Here is a 16,027-nt window from a genome sequence, read left to right on the forward strand (position 1 = left end):
TAGCGGGTTCAGCGGGGGCCGGCGTCGCCGCCCAGCCCTTGGTCGATGGCGGCGGACCATTGCGCCGAGGCTTCGGCCAGGTCGCGCCAGGCGCGGGCCAGGCCCTCGGGCGCGAGGTCCAGCGGCAGCCGGCGCGCCAGCACCAGATGGCCGGATTGCTGCAGGCCGAGCGTGGCGCCGCGGGTGGCGGGGCCCAGGGTATTGGCCTGCAACAACCAGGTCAGCAGGCCGGCGGGCGGATCGGCCGGCAAGGGATGGGCGCCGACGCGGCAGGCGCCTTCCATGGCGCCGCCCAGTCCGTCGTCGACATACGCCAGCGCGATGGCGGCGCCGTCGATGACCAGTTCCTGGCGGGTACCCAGCGCCTGCCCGTCCACACCGATGTGATGGGCAAGGTCGGCCAGGGCTGCGTGATAGCGTTGTTCAGACATGGGCGTGGGGCTCCAGCGCGTAGGGGGTCGGGATCAGGCGCGCAGATGCAGCAGGCCGGGGTCGGCGTCCGTGCGGAGGGCGCCGGCCGGTCGCGTCAGTTGCGCGGCCCAGGTCAGCGCGTCCACCTGCAGGCTGGCCAGCAAGGCATCCAGCGTGGCCGGGGTCAACGAACCGATTCGCCGCGCGGCGCTGAGCATCACGGTGTCTTGCCCGCGCAGGCCCAAGGTCGCGCCGTGGGTGCCGGCCCAAAGATTGTTGGCCTGCAGCACCAGCCGGCAGACCGCGTTGGACGGGCCGCCCGGAAAGCGCGCCACGTCGGTGCGGCACAGCAACTGGCCGTCGTCCGGGTCGGCGTCGGGCACGGCGGGCTCGAACCACAGGCTGATGCGGCGTCCGTCGATGACGACCGCCTGCGCCTGCACCACATCGGCGTGGTCGGGGTGGCGGCGCGCGTGGGCGCGCAACAGGGCGAGATAGCGATCCTGGCTCATGTCACGGGTTCCGCAAGGGGAGGAATCAAGGGACGGCGCAGGCCGTCCTTGCCCGTGAGTAACGGCAAGCCAGGATTGGTTCCTTGGGCGAACTCCGCCCAGTCAGGTCAGGTCAGTAGCCGACCGTCAGGCCGGGCAGGTCCACGGTGATGCGCGGACGCTCCAGCGCCAGCGCCAGGTTCTCGGCGAATTCGCGGGCTTCTTTTTCGTCGGTGGACAGCGTGTCGTAGCCCAGCGCGTCGGCTACGCCCAGCACCTTGTCCAGCAGCAGCACCTTGCCGCTGGGGCGCAGGGGCTCGCAGCCCAGGGTTTCCCAGGCGCCGTCGAACCAGTCGCGGGCCTGGTTCTGGCGCTGCGGGCTGGGTTCGACGTTGGCCGAGAGGTCCAGCGAGCGCCGGGTGTCGAAAACGATCGTGATGTCGCTGCGCATGGCAGGGATTCCTTGAAAGGGCGTCAGCCGCAAAAAGACGGCAACACGAAGATAGGCAAAAAGCGCCGGACAGATTGTCCGTCCGGCGACATTGCCTACCAGCCGCGGGACACTTCCCAGGTGACTTCGGCGCCGGCGGCCTGCGACTGGCGCATCATGTCCAGCAAGGGAAACGCCCGCTCTTTCAGGCCGACCGCGCGCGCCATGGGCGCCACCGGGGCCTGGTCTTCGTCTTCTTCGTCGGCGGGGTGGCCCTGGCCCAGGGATTCTTCGATGGCCCGCTCGATGCCCTGGATGGCCGGGCCAAGCTGGTCGACGGTGAACACACCGCGTTCGGGAATCTTGTCGCCGAAGGATTTGCCTGCGGCCTGCAACAGGGCGCCGGCATGGTCGGTAAGCATCAGGACTTCTGCCACGACTTTGGAATGAAATGTAATCAGCATATTCCCGTCTCCTACATAGAATGCCTTCTCTACACTACCGCAACGGCCCGGGGATGCCAACTGACCCGGCGCGCAAGGCCGCCTGGGGCGGGCCCCGGCCCCGGTGGCCGCCGCCAAATCAAGCTATGATTCAGGAGATTCCCGTGACGGCAGGATCCCCGGCGGCCGAGAATCCGGCGCCCGCATGCGGTTGCGCCTCGCCGGCCGCACCGATCCCGCCCCCCAGGCTGCGCCAGGGCGTTCGCGCGGGCCACCGGCCCGGCCGCGACCCGTCGCCGCCTTCGTCACCCACCCAGAACTACTCCAGACGCCCATGCTCCCCGAGCAACAAAAACAGCTTATTTCCCTGATCCAGGCCGCCGTTGCGCAGAGCCTGCCCGACGCCCAGCCCACTGTGCTGCTGGAGCGCCCCAAGGTCGCCGCCCACGGCGACGTCGCCACCAACGTGGCCATGCAGCTGGCCAAGCCGGCCAAACGCAACCCGCGCGAATTGGCCCAGGCCATCGTCGAAGCGCTGCTGGCCCAGCCCGGCGCCCGCGACCTGGTCGAAAGCGCTGAAATCGCCGGCCCCGGCTTCATCAACCTGCGCGTCACCGCCGCCGCCCGCCAGGCCGTCATCGCGACCGTGGCCGAACAAGGCGCCGCCTTTGGCCGCGCCCCGCGCGCCGGCGAGAAGATCCTGGTCGAATTCGTGTCGGCCAACCCCACCGGCCCGCTGCACGTGGGCCATGCCCGCCAGGCCGCGCTGGGCGATGCCCTGTGCCGCCTGTACGACGCCATCGGCTGGGACGTGACGCGCGAGTTCTATTACAACGACGCCGGCAACCAGATCGAGAATCTGGCGATCAGCGTGCAGGCCCGCGGCCGCGGCCTGACGACCGACTCGCCCGACTGGCCCGCCGACGGCTACAAGGGCGACTACATCGCCGACATCGCCCGCGACTTCCAGGCCGGCAAGACCATCCAGGCCTCGGACGGCGAACCCGTCACCGCCACCGGCAATATCGACAGCCTGGACGACATCCGCGTCTTCGCCGTGGCCTACCTGCGCCGCGAGCAAGACCTGGACCTGCAAGCGTTCGGCCTGGTGTTCGACAACTACTACCTCGAAAGCTCGCTCTACACGTCGGGCCGCGTCGAAGCCACCGTGCAGGCGCTGATCGCCGGCGGCCATACCTATGAAGAAGGCGGCGCGCTGTGGCTGCGCACCACCGAACTGGGCACGGGCGACGACAAAGACCGCGTCATGCGCAAGAGTGAAGGCGGCTACACCTACTTCGTGCCGGACGTGGCCTACCACAAGGCCAAATGGGAACGGGGCTTTCACCGCGCCGTGAACATCCAGGGCAGCGACCACCACGGCACCGTGGCGCGCGTGCGCGCCGGTCTGCAGGCATTGGAAGAGGGCATCCCCAAGGACTACCCGTCCTACGTGCTGCACAAGATGGTCAAGGTCATGCGCGGCGGGCAAGAGGTCAAGATCTCCAAGCGCGCCGGCAGCTATGTCACGATGCGCGACCTGATCGACTGGGTCGGCCGCGATGCGGTGCGCTACTTCCTGATCCAGCGCCGCGCCGACACGGAATTCGTGTTCGACGTCGACCTGGCCCTGTCCAAGAGCGACGAAAACCCGGTCTATTACATTCAGTACGCCCACGCGCGCATCTGCTCGGTCGTGAACAACGCCGGCATGCCGGCGGCGGACGTGGCGGCGGCCGATGCGTCCCTATTGACGGCCCCGACCGAATTCGCGCTGATGCAGCGCCTGGCCGAGTTCCCCCAGATCGTGGCCCTGGCCGCGCAGGAACTGGCCCCGCACCACATCGCCTTCTGGCTGCGCGACTGCGCGTCCGACTTCCACGCCTGGTACAACGCCGAACGCGTGCTGGTCGACGACACCGCGCTGAAGCTGGCACGCCTGCGCCTGGCCTCGACCACGCGCCAGGTGCTGGCCAACGGCCTGGAGCTCCTGGGCGTGTCCGCCCCCGAGCGGATGTAACATCGGTACATGGCGACCAAGCGCAAACCTACCCGCCGTTCCGGCGAAAGCGGCAGCACCCTGTACGGGGCGCTGGCCGGATTGCTCATCGGGCTGATCGTGGCCGCTGCCGTGGCGTTCTACGTCACCAAGGCGCCCGTGCCCTTCGTGGACCGCGCCAGCCGGCAGGGCGACGCAGGCAAGCTGCCCGACCCGCGCCAGGCGCCGGACCCCAACGCCGGCCTGTATGGCCGCGACGGCGCGGCGGGCACGCCGCCCAGCGGCCCCACCGCCACGGCGCCCGCGCCGCTGCCGGGGGCCGGCACCGCGCCGGCCGGCAAGTCCGACGACCTGGGCGCCCTGATCGCCACGCTGCCGACGTCCAACAACGCCCCCGCGGCCGCCCCGGCACAGGCCCCTGCGCCCGCCGCCGTCGCGCCGCCCACGCCAATTGCCAAGCTGGCGCCCAGCCCGGCGCCCGCAGCCAAGGCGCCGGCCGCCTCGTCCGCCCCGGCGGCATCGGCCAATGGTTCGTACTACCTGCAGGCGGGCGCGTTCCGCGGCCAGGACGATGCTGAATCCCTGAAGGCCCGCATCATCCTGCTGGGCTTGCCCGTGGCAGTGCAAAAGGCCGAAGTGAACGGCAAGGCCATCAACCGCGTCCGCGTGGGGCCGTTTGCCCGCCTGGACGACATGAACCGCGCCCGCGGCCGGTTGGGCGAAAACAAGATTGAAACAGCGGTGGTGCGCCAGTAACACGGCGCGCCGATCATGGCTTTTTGATTGAACTTATCCGGGCCCGGCCCTGTCTGTAACCTTTTTGTTCAGGAACATCATCCATGCTGTCCCCCAAGCTCATCCGCATCCTGGCAGCCGCCGCGCTGACCGCCACCGCGTTCTTCAGCCCGGTCAGCCACGCCCAAGGCACCCAGGCCTACGTCGCCATCAATCCGCCGCTGCCGTCCGACACCCCGGGCAAGGTGGAAGTGCTGGAATTCTTCGCGTATACCTGCCCGCATTGCGCCGCCATGGAACCGATGGTTGAAGACTGGGCCAAGACGGCCCCGGCCGACGTGGTGCTCAAGCAAGTGCCGATCGCCTTCAATGCCGGCATGAAGCCCCTGCAACAGCTGTACTACACCCTGATCGCGCTGGACCGCCCCGACCTGCACGCCAAGGTCTTCACCGCCATCCACGGCGAACACAAGCGCCTGATCGACAAGAAGGCCATGGGCGACTGGGCCGCCGCGCAAGGCGTGGACCGCGCCAAGTTCGACTCGGTGTTCGATTCGTTCAGCGTCCAGACCCAGGTGCAACGCGCCAACCAGCTGGCCGAGGCCTACCGCATCGACGGCACGCCCTCGTTCGCCGTGGGCGGCAAGTTCATGACGTCGCCGGTGCTGGCAGGCAACAGCTACGAAGGCGCCCTGAAGGAAGTGAACCAACTGATCCCGATGGCACGCGGCAACTGACCCGCACCTGAATCGCAGTTCAAGAACGCTCCGCGCCGCATCGGCCGGGGCGTTTTTCATGGGGTCGTCCCTAAGGCCAGACTGCGTTCAACAGCGCCCGACGCGGGCTACACTTCCCCCACAATAATTCGCCGCCGACGGCGGCATCCAAGGGTGGAAGACACATGAGACAGCAATTCCTGCGCCGCACGGCGCTGGGCCTGTGCCTGGCGCTTGCCGGCGCCTCTGCACTGGCCAATGACGCCGACGGCGTGAAGATCGGCGTCCTGACCGACATGGCCGGCGTCACCGCCGACGCCACCGGCCGCGGGTCCGTCGAGGCGGCTCGCCTGGCCATCGAAGAACTGGGCGGCACCGTGCTCGGCAAACCCGTCTCGCTGGTCTCGGGCGACCATCAGCACCGGCCCGACATCGGCAGCGGCATGGTGCGCAAGTGGTACGACACCGACGGCGTGGACGTGGTGGTGGACGTGCCCAATTCGTCGGTGGCGCTGGCGGTGCAGGGCATTGCGCGCGAAAAGAAAAAGCTGGTGCTGTTTTCCAGCCCTGGCACCACGGCACTGACCCAGGCGCAATGCTCGCCCTATGGCGTGCAATGGACCTACACCACCTATGCGCTGTCGCGCGGCACGGCCACCGCCGTGGTCAACGAAGGCAACAAGCGCTGGTTCATCCTGGCGTCCGACTACGCCTTCGGCAAGCAGCTGGCCGCCGACACCGAGGCGGTGGTGAAAGCCAACGGCGGCGAGGTCGTGGGCACCGTGTTCCATCCGCTGAACGCGTCGGACTTCGCCTCGTTCCTGTTGCAGGCGCAGGCATCCAAGGCGCAGATCATTGCAGTGGCCAATGCGGGCGGCGACACGATTTCGGCGATCAAGCAGGCAGCCGAATTCGGCATCACCGGCGCCGGCCAGAAGCTGGCGGCGATGCTGCTGCTGATCACCGACGTGCACAGCCTGGGCCTGCAAGCCGCGCAGCAGACCTACCTGACGGTGCCGTCGTACTGGGACATGAACGACGGCACGCGCGCCTTCACCAAGAAATTCGAAGCCCGCCTGGGCCGTCCGCCCACCTTCCTGCAAGCGGGGGTCTACAGCTCGGTGCGCCACTACCTGCGCGCCGTGCAGGCGGCCGGCACGACGAATTCCGACGCCGTCATGGCCAAGATGAAATCGCTGCCCATCGACGACCCCTTCAGCCTGAACGCGCACATCCGCGAAGACGGCCTGGTGGTGCGCGACATGATGCTGGCGCAGGTGAAATCGCCGGCCCAGTCCAAGGCGCCCTGGGACTACTACAACATCGTGCGCACCATACCGGGCGATACCCTTGCCTGGCCCCTGTCGGAAAGCCAATGCCCGCTGGTCAAGAAATAAATCAGACGTTTTCCCCACCGCTGGCGTTGGCCGATTTCGGCAGTTTCTACGCCGGCGGGCGGCAGGTGCGCATCGAAGGGCGCCCGCCGCGCGAGATCGCCTTTACCCGCACCGCGTCGCTGCCGTACGACCCCAACGGGCTGTATCACGTGGAACAGGCCTACGTGCAGTACTTCATTCCCGCCGAGCGGCGGCACCCGCTGCCGCTGGTGCTGCTGCATGGCGGCGGCATGACCGGCGCCATGTGGGAACAGACGCCTGACGGGCGGCCCGGCTGGGTGCAGCACTTCCTGCGGCAGGGCCATGCGGTGTACGTGGTCGACAACGTCGAACGCGGCCGCGCGGGCTGGACGCCGTTCGAAGAGGTGTGGCCCGAACCGCCCATCGTGCGCAACGCCGAAGAAAGCTGGTCGCTGTTTCGCTTTGGCCATGCAAGCGACTATGCGCGGCGCAGCGCCTTCGATGGCCAGCGCTTTCCGGTGCAGGCCTTCGATAGCTTCATCCGCCACGCCGTACCGCGCTGGCTGGGCAACAACGATGCGGCACTGGCGGGCTTTTGCGCGGCGCTGGAGCGCATCGGCCCGTGCCTGGTGCTGGCGCACAGCCATGGCGGCGAAGTCGCCTACCGTGCACTGCAAGCGCGGCCAGACCTGGTGCAAGGGGTGATCGGCATCGAGCCGTCGGGGTTCTCGGAAGCGGTGGCGCCCGCCAGCGTGGCGGGCAAGCCGTTCCTGTTCGTCTATGGCGACTATCTGGACGCCACGCCGCTCTGGACCCGCCTGTGCCAGGCGGGGCAGGCCTATGCGGAACAACTGGCGGCGCACGGCGCGCACGTCGCGACGTGGCGCCTGGCCGACATGGGCATCGCGGGCAATTCGCACATGCCCATGATGGACGACAACAGCGACGACATTGCGGCGCGCATCGGCGGCTGGATACGGGCCGAGGCGGCTTGAAGGCGGACTAGCCCGTTGCGCCCCATGAACGACGTCAACCTTGTACCGTCGCCGCCTTTTCCAGCGCCTGCGTCAGGTCGGCGATGATGTCCAGCGGCGACTCCAGGCCGATGTGCAGGCGCACCAGCGCGTTCTGGCCTTCGCCCCAATAGCGGTGATGCGACAGGTCCTTGGGCGACACCAGTTGCACCAGGCTTTCGTAGCCACCCCACGAGAAGCCGATGCCGAACAGTTCCAGCGCATCGACGAACGCACGCGCGGCCGCCGGCGACAGGCGCAGTTCGACCGACAGCATGCCGTTCGACCCGGTGCAGTCGCGCTGCCACAGGGCGTGGCCCGGGTCTTCGGGCAGCGCGGGATGGAACAGGCGCACGGTTTCGGGACGGCTCTTGAAGAACGCGCAGATTTCCAGCGCGTGGCGCGCATGCTGCGCCATGCGGATGGGCATGGTGCGCACGCCGCGCAGCGCCAGCCAGGCATCGTCGGCGCTGATGGAATAGCCCATCGCGTACTGCGTGCGGTTCAGTTGCTTGGCAATCTTTTCGTCGTTGGTGACCACCGCGCCCAGCATCAGGTCGGAATGGCCGCCCACGTACTTGGTGCCGGCAATGATGGACACCTGCGCGCCCAGCGTCAGCGGCCGGTAGATGTAGCCCGAGCCCCAGGTGTTGTCAGTGGCCAGCACCAGGCCACGGCGCTGCGCGAACGCGGCCATGGCGCCCATGTCTAGCATCTCGAACAGCAGCGAGCCGGGCGATTCCACATACAGCAGCTTGGTGTTGGGCTGCACCAGCGCGTCCAGGTCTTCGCCCGCGGCGAAGTAGGTCACGTTGATGTTCATGCGCTTGAGCACGGCATCGTCAAGCTCACGCATCGGGCCGTAGACGCAGTCGGAAATCAGGGCGTGGTCGCCCGCCGAGCACAGCGCCAGCATCACCATCGTCATGGCCGACAGGCCCGACGGCGCCAGGTAGGCATGCGTGCCGCCTTCCAGCTGCGCAAACACCTGTTCCAGCGCCGCGTGCGTGTCCATGCCCATGCGGCCATAGGTGGTAGCGCGGCCGCCCGCGGCCTTGCTGCGCTGGGCTTTTTCCAGCGCAGCAAGGTTCTCGAACCGTACGGTGCTGGCGCGCATCGGCGGCAGCGGCACCGGCGCCGTGCCGGTCTCGGGATTGAACGGGGCGGTGCCCGCATGCTGCAGAACCGTATCGATGTGTTTGGTAGGCATCTTCAGAGGGGAATGCTTGGCGTTAGGACGAGAATCCAGAACCATATCAGGAGCGGGCGGGGCTGTCGCTCCATGCCCTTGTGAACGAGCAGGCCTAGTCGACCCAGCGCACCGTCGACGCCAGGTCCGCGCGGCTGGTGCGGTAGCTGTTGGCGGGGTGGGCGGCATCGGCATAGCCGAACGAAATGGCGCAGACCACGCGGCGGTCGGCCGCCAGGCCGAGTGCGTCGCGCAGCACCTCGGGGTACATCGCCAGCGACGCCTGGGCCACGGTGGCCACGCCATTGGCTTGCGCCGCCAGGAGGAAATTGGCGACGTATCCGCCGCAATCGATGGCGCCGTATTCGCCCAAGGCCTCGTCGGTCGTGATGATGGCCACGTGCGGCGCATCGAACAGCTGGAAGTTTCGCAGTTCCTGGCGGCGATAGGCTTCGCGATCGCCACGGGCCACGCCCACCGCGTTGTACAGCTGAAAGCCGGATTCGCGGCGCCGGGCCAGGTAGTCGCCCTGGTACTCGCGCGGAAACGGAAAGTCGGGCGTGAAGCCCGGCTGCTGCGCACGTTGCTGCAATGCCTGGCTCAAGCGGCGGGCCCCTTCGCCCGAGGCCACCGTCACCTGCCAAGGCTGGCAGTTGAACCACGACGCGGTGCGCGCGGCCAGCGTCAGGATGCGTTCGATGACTGCACGCGGCACCGCATCGGGCAGGAAGGCGCGGCAGCTGTGGCGCGCACGCAGCCAGTCTTCAAGCACGGCGTCGGGTCGCGCGGCGGATTCCGGTACAGCGGACATGGTGTCTCCTTCGTGGCTTCGCATTTATTTCCTCGTATGATGCCAGTTCATTTCCGGCGCGCAAGGCGCCGGCCGACCTTCGCGAGACCCTCATGCTGCCCCTTGAATCCCTGACCGCGTTCTTCGGCATTGCCGTGCTGCTGTCCTTGACGCCCGGCCCCGACAACCTGTTCGTGCTGATGCAATCGGCCATCTGGGGACGCAAGGCCGGGCTGTTCGTGGTGCTGGGCCTGTGCACGGGCCTGATGGGCCACACCGCCGCGGTGGCGCTGGGGCTGGCCGCGCTGTTCGCCGCGTCGCCGGTGGCCTTCACCGTGCTCAAGCTGGCCGGCGCGGCCTACCTGGCGTATCTGGCGTGGCAGATCCTGCGCGCCCCGGTGCATGCCGAAGACGGCCAGCGGCCAGCGCCGATGAAGACGTCGGCGCTGTATCGTCGCGGCATCGTCATGAACCTGACCAATCCCAAGGTGCTGCTGTTCTTCTTCGCGTTCCTGCCGCAGTTCACCTCGCCCAAGCTGGGCCCGGTGGGCTGGCAGACCGTGCAGCTGGGCGCCGTGTTCATGCTGGCGACGCTGCTGGTGTTCGGCGCCATCGCCTTCTTCTCGGGCGCGTTCGGCGAACTGCTGCAGCGCTCGGTCACGGCCAAGCGCTGGCTCAACCGCATTGCGGCCTTGGTGTTCGTGGGCCTGGCGGTGCGCCTGGCCACGTCGTCGCGCTAGCCACGCTGTTCGGCACGGGCCGGGCGTTCGCGCCAGGCCCTGCCCAGAACCCCGGTGCAGACAACGGCGGCAATCAGACCGCCGAGAACCGCACGATGCCGTCGGCGCCTTCCGCCCGGGTCAACTTGCCTTCGAAATACAGCGCGTGCAAGTGCGCCAGCGCCTCGCCCATGGCGAAGGTCAGCTGGTGCAGGTCCAGCTTGCGCTTGAACAGCACCGGCACGATGTCCGAGGTGGACTGCGGCTGCACCGCACAGGCCTCCAGCACTTCGGCCAGGCGGTCGCGGTGGTGTTCATGCTGCTGCGCGATGCGCTCATGCAGGCCCTTGAAGGGGCGGCCGTGCGAAGGCAGCACCAGCGTGTCGCGCGGCACGTCGGCGTAGCCATCCAGCGACCGCAGGTACAGGGGCAGGGGGTTGGCGTCCGGCTCGTAGTCGAACACGCTGACGTTGGTGGAAATGCGCGGCAGCACCATGTCGCCCGAGATCAGCACGCCCAGGTCCGGCGAATGCAGCGAGGCGTGCTCGGGCGCGTGGCCGTAGCCCACGATGACGCGCCAATCGCGCCCGCCGATGCGCACCTGGTCGCCGTGCATGATGCGGGTGTAGCGCGACGGCACGGCCGGCACCAGGTTCGGGAAGTAATTGGCGCGCTGGCGGATCTGTTCCTGCGCGTCCGGGTCGGTCAGGCCGTGGCGCGCGAAGTGGTCCACGGCGGACTGGCCGCCAGGGCCGCCGCCGGCCTCGTTGCGGCGCGACGACCACAGCGACGCCACCATGAAGTCGGTCATCGTCATCCAGAGCCGGGCGTTCCAGCGCTCGCACAGCCAATAGGCCAGGCCGATGTGGTCCGGATGCATGTGCGTGACCAGCACGCGCAGCACGGGCAGGCCCTCAAGTTCGCTCTTGAAAACGTCTTCCCACAGCGCCTTGACCTCGTCGCGCGAGATACCGCAGTCGACGATGGTCCAGCCGTCGCGGCCGTCGATGTTGTCGCGCAGCAGCCAGAGGTTGATATGATCCAGCGCGAACGGCAGCGGCATGCGGATCCATTTCACGCCTTCGGCCACCGTGTGCGCCCGGCCGGCCTCGGGCTGAAAATCGGCCCAGGGATACTGCAGCTTCTGTTCGTTGGGGTTCATTGCCTCGCTCTCCACGCTTGACGATCGGGTCAAGTCATCATAATTTACGTTTACGTAAACTGCCACACGCCGCATGCCCTCGTCAACCTGGACCATCTCCGAGCTCGCCCGCGAGTTCGACGTCACGCCCCGCACGATCCGCTTCTATGAAGACCAGGGGATCGTCAGCCCGGCGCGCGAGGGCCGCAACCGCATCTTCGGGCCGCGCGACCGCACGCGCCTGAAACTGGCCCTGCGCGGCAAGCGGCTGGGCTTGCAGCTGTCCGAGATCCTGACGCTGATCGACATGTACGACGGTCCGGGCGACACCGAAGTGCAGCTGCGCCAATACCTGACCGTGCTGGAACAACACCGCGCCACGCTCGAACAGCAGCGCCGCGACATCGAAGACACCTTGCAGGAAATCGCGATGCAGGAACGCCAGTGCCGCGACCTGCTCGCGCAGCATCCCTGAGGGTGGCACCATGGGCATGCTGCAAACGCTGGCGCTCTTCATCCTGACGGCCCTGGCCGAAATCGTCGGCTGCTACCTGCCTTACCTGTGGCTGCGTCGCGGCCATTCCATCTGGCTGCTGGCGCCCGCCGCGCTCAGCCTGGCGCTGTTCGCCTGGCTGCTGACCCTGCACCCCACGTCGTCCGGCCGCGTCTATGCGGCCTATGGCGGCGTCTACATCGGCATGGCGCTGCTGTGGCTGTGGGCGGTGGACGGCGTGCGGCCCAGCGCCAGCGACTACGTCGGCGTGGGCCTGTGCCTGGCCGGCATGCTGGTCATCATGTTCGGGCCGCGCGGCGGCTGACGCATCGTCCCCTCGCGGCCTCGACCCGGCTTCAGGAAAAAAGCGCGCGATCCGCAAGGAACGCGCGCTTTTTTTCTTGGTAGCGCCTGTTCAAGCGCCCCCGATCATTCAGCCTTGATGTTGCCTTCCTTGATCAGGCGGGCATTGTTGGCGAATTCGGCCTGCACCTGCTTGGCGAAGGCCTCGCCCGACGCGGTGCCCGGCTGCAGGTACGACTTGGCCAGCAGGTCCTTGAATTCCGGGCTGGCCACGGCCTTGGCCAGGGCGGCCTGCAAGGGGCCGGACACGGCCGGCGGCAGGTTGGCCGGCGCAAAGATGCCGAAGTTCGAGTAGTACTGGGCCTGCGGCAGCTTCAGTTCGGCCATCGTGGGCACGTCGGGCCAGGCGGCCAGGCGTTCGGGCGCCATCACCGCCAGCGGCTTGAGCGCGCCGCTGGCCACGTGCGGCAACACCACGTCGGTGTTCACCACCAGCAGTTCCACCACGCCGCCCAGGCCGTCGGTCAGCGCCTGGCTGTTGCCGCGGTAGGGCACGTGCAGCATCTTGGTGCCGGTCTGCGCCGTCAGCGCCGCCATGCCGATGTGGGCCACGGTGCCCTGGCCCGGCGTGCCGTAGCGCACGCCGTCCGGGTGCGACTTGGCGTAGTCGATCAGGCCGGCGAAGTCCTTCACCGGCAACGCCTTGGTGGCCACGATGGCGACAGGCGCCACGGCCACGCTGGCCACCGGCGTCAGGTCCTTCATCGGGTCGTAGTTGGTCTTGGCCAAGTGCGGAAAGATGGTCAGCGGGCTGGTCGAGGCCAGCAGCAGCGTGGTGCCGTCAGGCTGGGCCCGCGCCACGAAATCGGTGCCCACGGATGCGCCCGCGCCCGGCTTGTTTTCCACGATGACCGTGGCGTTGGCTTCCTTGCGCAGCACGTCGCCCAGGCGGCGCCCGATCGCGTCGGCGCTGCCGCCAGCGGTGTAGGGCACGACCAGCGTGATGGGCTTGGCCGGCCAGGTCTGGGCCATTGCCCCGCCCGCCATGATTGCCAGGGCCGCCCCCGCGGCCGTGAACAGCATCTTCTTTTTCATACCTTCCTTGTGATGTTGCGTAGCACTGCGTCAGGTAAAGCGTGTTGCAAAAAAAAGCGTCAGGGCGCCTCGGCGTCCGGGGTGATGTCGGAATCAGGCCGCGAGATAGCGCTGCGCCAGGCGGATCCAATAGGCCGCGCCGGCCGGAATCAGGGCGTCGTTGAAGTCGTAGCTGGCGTTGTGCAGCATGCATGGCCCCAGGCCGTGGCCCGCCATGCGGTGCTCGCCGTCGCCATTGCCCAGGAACACGTAGCAGCCGGGCTTGGCCTGCAGCAGGAAGGCGAAGTCTTCGGACGCCATCACCGGCTCGATGACGCGCGCGCCGTCGGCGCCGGCCACGTCGCGCATGACCTCCATGCAGAAATCCGTTTCGGCTGGGGTGTTCACCAGGGCCGGATAGCGGCGTTCGAAATACACGTCGGCCTCGCAGCCATGGGCCGCGGCGATGCTGCCGGCAATCTCGTGCATGCGGCGTTCGATCAGGTCGACCACGTCGGTGCTGTACGCACGCACCGAACCGCCCAGCCAGGCGCTGCCGGGAATCACGTTGATCACACTGCCGCCGGCCTGCACCTGGGTGATGGACAGCACGGCGGCGTCCAGCGGCCGCTTGCTGCGGGTCAGGATGGTCTGGAACGCCTGGCCGATGGCAAACAGCGCCGGCACCGGGTCGGCGCAATCGTGTGGCGCGGCGGCATGGCCGCCCTTGCCGCGCACGGTGATCTTGAAGCCGTTGGCCGCCGCCATCATCGGGCCGGCGCAAACGCCGAACGTGCCGGCCGCCAGGCCCGGCCAGTTGTGCATGCCGAACACGGCTTCGCAGGGAAAGCGGTCGAACAGGCCGTCCTGGATCATCGCTCGCCCGCCCGCGCCGCCTTCTTCGGCGGGCTGGAAGCAGAAATACACCGTGCCGTCGAAACCGCCGGCCTGCTGCAGGTGGCGGGCCGCGGCCAACAGCATGGCGGTGTGGCCGTCGTGGCCGCAGCCGTGCATCTTGCCGTCGTGGCGCGAGCGGTGGTCGAACTGGTTCTCTTCCTGCATCGGCAGGGCGTCCATGTCGGCGCGCAGCATGATGGCGCAGTCCGAGGTGCCGCGCTTGATCACCCCGACCACGCCCGTCTTGGCGATGCCGGTGTGCGTCTCGATGCCCCAGCCGCGCAGGGCGTCGGCCACCACCTTGGCGGTGCGGTGCTCTTCGTAACAGAGCTCGGGATGGGCATGCAGGTCACGCCGCAGCGCCACAATATCGTCCAGATCGGATAGTTCGAGCACCGCTTACTCCGTCACAAAATTTCAGGTTTCAAGGATCGGCTGGAATAGTACCCAGCGCGCTTCCCCCGGGACGCAAACATTTGCCTAGGGAAAACCCGACTCAAATTTACGTTTACGTAAACGTAATATTTGCGGTGCATCATTGCGTAGCCCCCGCCGATCGGCGCATCATGGGATCACGCGACGAACCGTGGCGCGGTAGCTGGCGCCCATAAAAATGTAAGTACCCACTATCACGGAGACAGCGATGAACCTTCCCGGCCTGAATTTCGACCTGGGCGAAGATCTCGACATGCTGCGCGACGCCGTGCGCACCTTCGCGCAGGCCGAGATCGCGCCGCGCGCCGCCGAAGTCGACCGCAGCGACCAGTTCCCCATGGATCTCTGGCGCAAATTCGGCGACCTGGGCGTGCTGGGCATGACGGTCGGCGAAGAGTACGGCGGCGCCAACATGGGCTATCTGGCCCACATGGTCGCGATGGAAGAAATCTCTCGCGCCAGCGCCTCCATCGGCCTGTCCTATGGCGCGCACTCCAATCTGTGCGTCAACCAGATCAACCGCAACGGCACCGCGGCGCAGAAGTCCAAGTACCTGCCCAAGCTGATCTCGGGCGAACACGTGGGCGCCCTGGCCATGAGCGAACCCGGCGCCGGTTCGGACGTCGTCAGCATGAAGCTGCGCGCCGACAAGAAGGGCGACCGCTACGTGCTGAACGGCACCAAGATGTGGATCACCAACGGCCCCGACGCCGACACTCTCGTGGTCTACGCCAAGACCGACCCCGAAGCACACCAGCGCGGCATCACCGCCTTCCTGGTGGAAAAGGGCTTCAAGGGCTTTTCGGTGGCGCAGAAACTGGACAAGCTGGGCATGCGCGGCAGCCACACCGGCGAACTGGTGTTCCAGGACTGCGAAATTCCCGAAGAAAACGTGCTGGGCCAGGTCAACGGCGGCGTGAAGGTGCTGATGAGCGGCCTGGACTACGAACGCGCCGTGCTGTCCGGCGGCCCGGTCGGCATCATGCAGGCCGTGATGGACGTGGTGGTGCCGTACATCCATGAACGCAAGCAGTTCGGCCAGGCCATCGGCGAATTCCAGCTGATCCAGGGCAAGGTCGCCGACCTGTACACCACCCTGCAGGCCAGCCGCGCGTTCTGCTACCAGGTGGGCAAGAACCTGGACCGCCTGGGCGCCGAACACGTGCGCCAGGTGCGCAAGGACTGCGCCGCGCTGATCCTGTACACGGCTGAAAAAGCCACCTGGATGGCGGGCGAGGGCGTGCAGATCCTGGGCGGCAACGGCTACATCAACGACTACCCGGTGGGCCGCCTGTGGCGCGACGCCAAGCTGTACGAGATCGGCGCCGGCACCAGCGAAATCCGCCGCATGCTGATCGGCCGCGAACTGTTCAACGAAACCGCCTGAACC

18 protein-coding genes are annotated in these 16,027 nt (G+C 67.6%); 9 read left to right on the top strand and 9 right to left on the bottom strand.

Annotated features, from left to right (window positions below):
• Window positions 1-8: 8 nt before the first annotated feature.
• From U858_RS0125675 to U858_RS0125690, 4 genes are all read right to left on the bottom strand, one after another.
• The gene (locus tag U858_RS0125675) at window positions 9-431 is read right to left on the bottom strand and encodes a type III secretion system chaperone (protein WP_025139989.1); all 423 of its coding nucleotides are present in this window, start codon (window positions 429-431) and stop codon (window positions 9-11) included.
• A gap of 33 nt (window positions 432-464) precedes the next feature.
• The gene (locus tag U858_RS0125680) at window positions 465-923 is read right to left on the bottom strand and encodes a type III secretion system chaperone (RefSeq protein ID WP_025139990.1); all 459 of its coding nucleotides are present in this window, start codon (window positions 921-923) and stop codon (window positions 465-467) included.
• A gap of 112 nt (window positions 924-1,035) precedes the next feature.
• On the bottom strand, window positions 1,036-1,353 hold the full coding sequence (locus tag U858_RS0125685) for a hypothetical protein (protein WP_025139991.1): 318 nt from the start codon (window positions 1,351-1,353) through the stop codon (window positions 1,036-1,038).
• A 95-nt stretch (window positions 1,354-1,448) separates the two neighbouring features.
• Window positions 1,449-1,796, bottom strand: coding sequence for a DUF1840 domain-containing protein (locus U858_RS0125690; RefSeq protein WP_025139992.1), 348 nt, complete (start codon window positions 1,794-1,796; stop codon window positions 1,449-1,451).
• Window positions 1,797-2,109: 313 nt separating this feature from the next.
• Between U858_RS0125690 and argS the strand changes: the two genes are divergently transcribed.
• From argS to U858_RS0125715, 5 genes are all read left to right on the top strand, one after another.
• Entirely contained in the window at window positions 2,110-3,795 is a 1,686-nt protein-coding gene (gene argS, locus U858_RS0125695) for an arginine--tRNA ligase (RefSeq protein WP_025139993.1), read from the top strand.
• A 9-nt stretch (window positions 3,796-3,804) separates the two neighbouring features.
• Window positions 3,805-4,530, top strand: coding sequence for an SPOR domain-containing protein (locus U858_RS0125700; RefSeq protein ID WP_025139994.1), 726 nt, complete (start codon window positions 3,805-3,807; stop codon window positions 4,528-4,530).
• Window positions 4,531-4,613: 83 nt separating this feature from the next.
• Entirely contained in the window at window positions 4,614-5,246 is a 633-nt protein-coding gene (locus tag U858_RS0125705; protein ID WP_025139995.1) for a thiol:disulfide interchange protein DsbA/DsbL, read from the top strand.
• 164 nt (window positions 5,247-5,410) lie between these two features.
• Complete coding sequence (locus tag U858_RS0125710; RefSeq protein ID WP_025139996.1) at window positions 5,411-6,622, top strand: ABC transporter substrate-binding protein; 1,212 nt, start codon at window positions 5,411-5,413, stop codon at window positions 6,620-6,622.
• A complete protein-coding gene (locus tag U858_RS0125715; RefSeq protein WP_025139997.1) occupies window positions 6,601-7,578 on the top strand; it encodes an alpha/beta fold hydrolase in 978 nt (325 codons plus the stop codon). Before U858_RS0125710 ends, U858_RS0125715 begins: the two co-directional genes overlap by 22 nt.
• A gap of 34 nt (window positions 7,579-7,612) precedes the next feature.
• Here the strand turns inward: U858_RS0125715 and metC are convergent, their stop codons facing one another.
• On the bottom strand, window positions 7,613-8,806 hold the full coding sequence (metC, locus tag U858_RS0125720; RefSeq protein WP_029954299.1) for a cystathionine beta-lyase: 1,194 nt from the start codon (window positions 8,804-8,806) through the stop codon (window positions 7,613-7,615).
• A gap of 94 nt (window positions 8,807-8,900) precedes the next feature.
• Window positions 8,901-9,596: a nitroreductase gene (locus U858_RS0125725; RefSeq protein ID WP_025139999.1), complete on the bottom strand. Its 696-nt coding sequence runs from the start codon at window positions 9,594-9,596 to the stop codon at window positions 8,901-8,903.
• Window positions 9,597-9,688: 92 nt separating this feature from the next.
• On the opposite strand from U858_RS0125725, the gene U858_RS0125730 reads away from it, so the two are divergent.
• Window positions 9,689-10,315, top strand: a complete 627-nt coding sequence (locus U858_RS0125730) for a LysE family translocator (protein ID WP_025140000.1) — start codon at window positions 9,689-9,691, stop codon at window positions 10,313-10,315.
• A 73-nt stretch (window positions 10,316-10,388) separates the two neighbouring features.
• Here the strand turns inward: U858_RS0125730 and U858_RS0125735 are convergent, their stop codons facing one another.
• Window positions 10,389-11,456 carry an MBL fold metallo-hydrolase gene (locus tag U858_RS0125735; protein ID WP_025140001.1) on the bottom strand — a complete coding sequence of 356 codons (1,068 nt, stop codon included), beginning with the start codon at window positions 11,454-11,456 and terminating at the stop codon, window positions 10,389-10,391.
• Between the two features lie 73 nt (window positions 11,457-11,529).
• On the opposite strand from U858_RS0125735, the gene U858_RS0125740 reads away from it, so the two are divergent.
• Window positions 11,530-11,910 (top strand): MerR family DNA-binding transcriptional regulator, encoded by a 381-nt coding sequence (locus U858_RS0125740; protein WP_025140002.1) that lies wholly within the window; start codon window positions 11,530-11,532, stop codon window positions 11,908-11,910.
• 10 nt (window positions 11,911-11,920) lie between these two features.
• Entirely contained in the window at window positions 11,921-12,253 is a 333-nt protein-coding gene (locus U858_RS0125745; protein WP_025140003.1) for a YnfA family protein, read from the top strand.
• Between the two features lie 104 nt (window positions 12,254-12,357).
• Here the strand turns inward: U858_RS0125745 and U858_RS0125750 are convergent, their stop codons facing one another.
• The gene (locus U858_RS0125750) at window positions 12,358-13,326 is read right to left on the bottom strand and encodes a tripartite tricarboxylate transporter substrate binding protein (RefSeq protein ID WP_025140004.1); all 969 of its coding nucleotides are present in this window, start codon (window positions 13,324-13,326) and stop codon (window positions 12,358-12,360) included.
• Between the two features lie 93 nt (window positions 13,327-13,419).
• On the bottom strand, window positions 13,420-14,598 hold the full coding sequence (locus U858_RS0125755; RefSeq protein WP_025140005.1) for a M20 aminoacylase family protein: 1,179 nt from the start codon (window positions 14,596-14,598) through the stop codon (window positions 13,420-13,422).
• 247 nt (window positions 14,599-14,845) lie between these two features.
• Between U858_RS0125755 and U858_RS0125760 the strand changes: the two genes are divergently transcribed.
• Window positions 14,846-16,024 carry an isovaleryl-CoA dehydrogenase gene (locus U858_RS0125760; protein WP_025140006.1) on the top strand — a complete coding sequence of 393 codons (1,179 nt, stop codon included), beginning with the start codon at window positions 14,846-14,848 and terminating at the stop codon, window positions 16,022-16,024.
• The last annotated feature ends 3 nt before the right edge of the window (window positions 16,025-16,027 follow it).

The sequence above is a fragment of the Achromobacter sp. DH1f genome (assembly GCF_000633435.1).
GTDB lineage: Bacteria > Pseudomonadota > Gammaproteobacteria > Burkholderiales > Burkholderiaceae_B > Achromobacter > Achromobacter deleyi.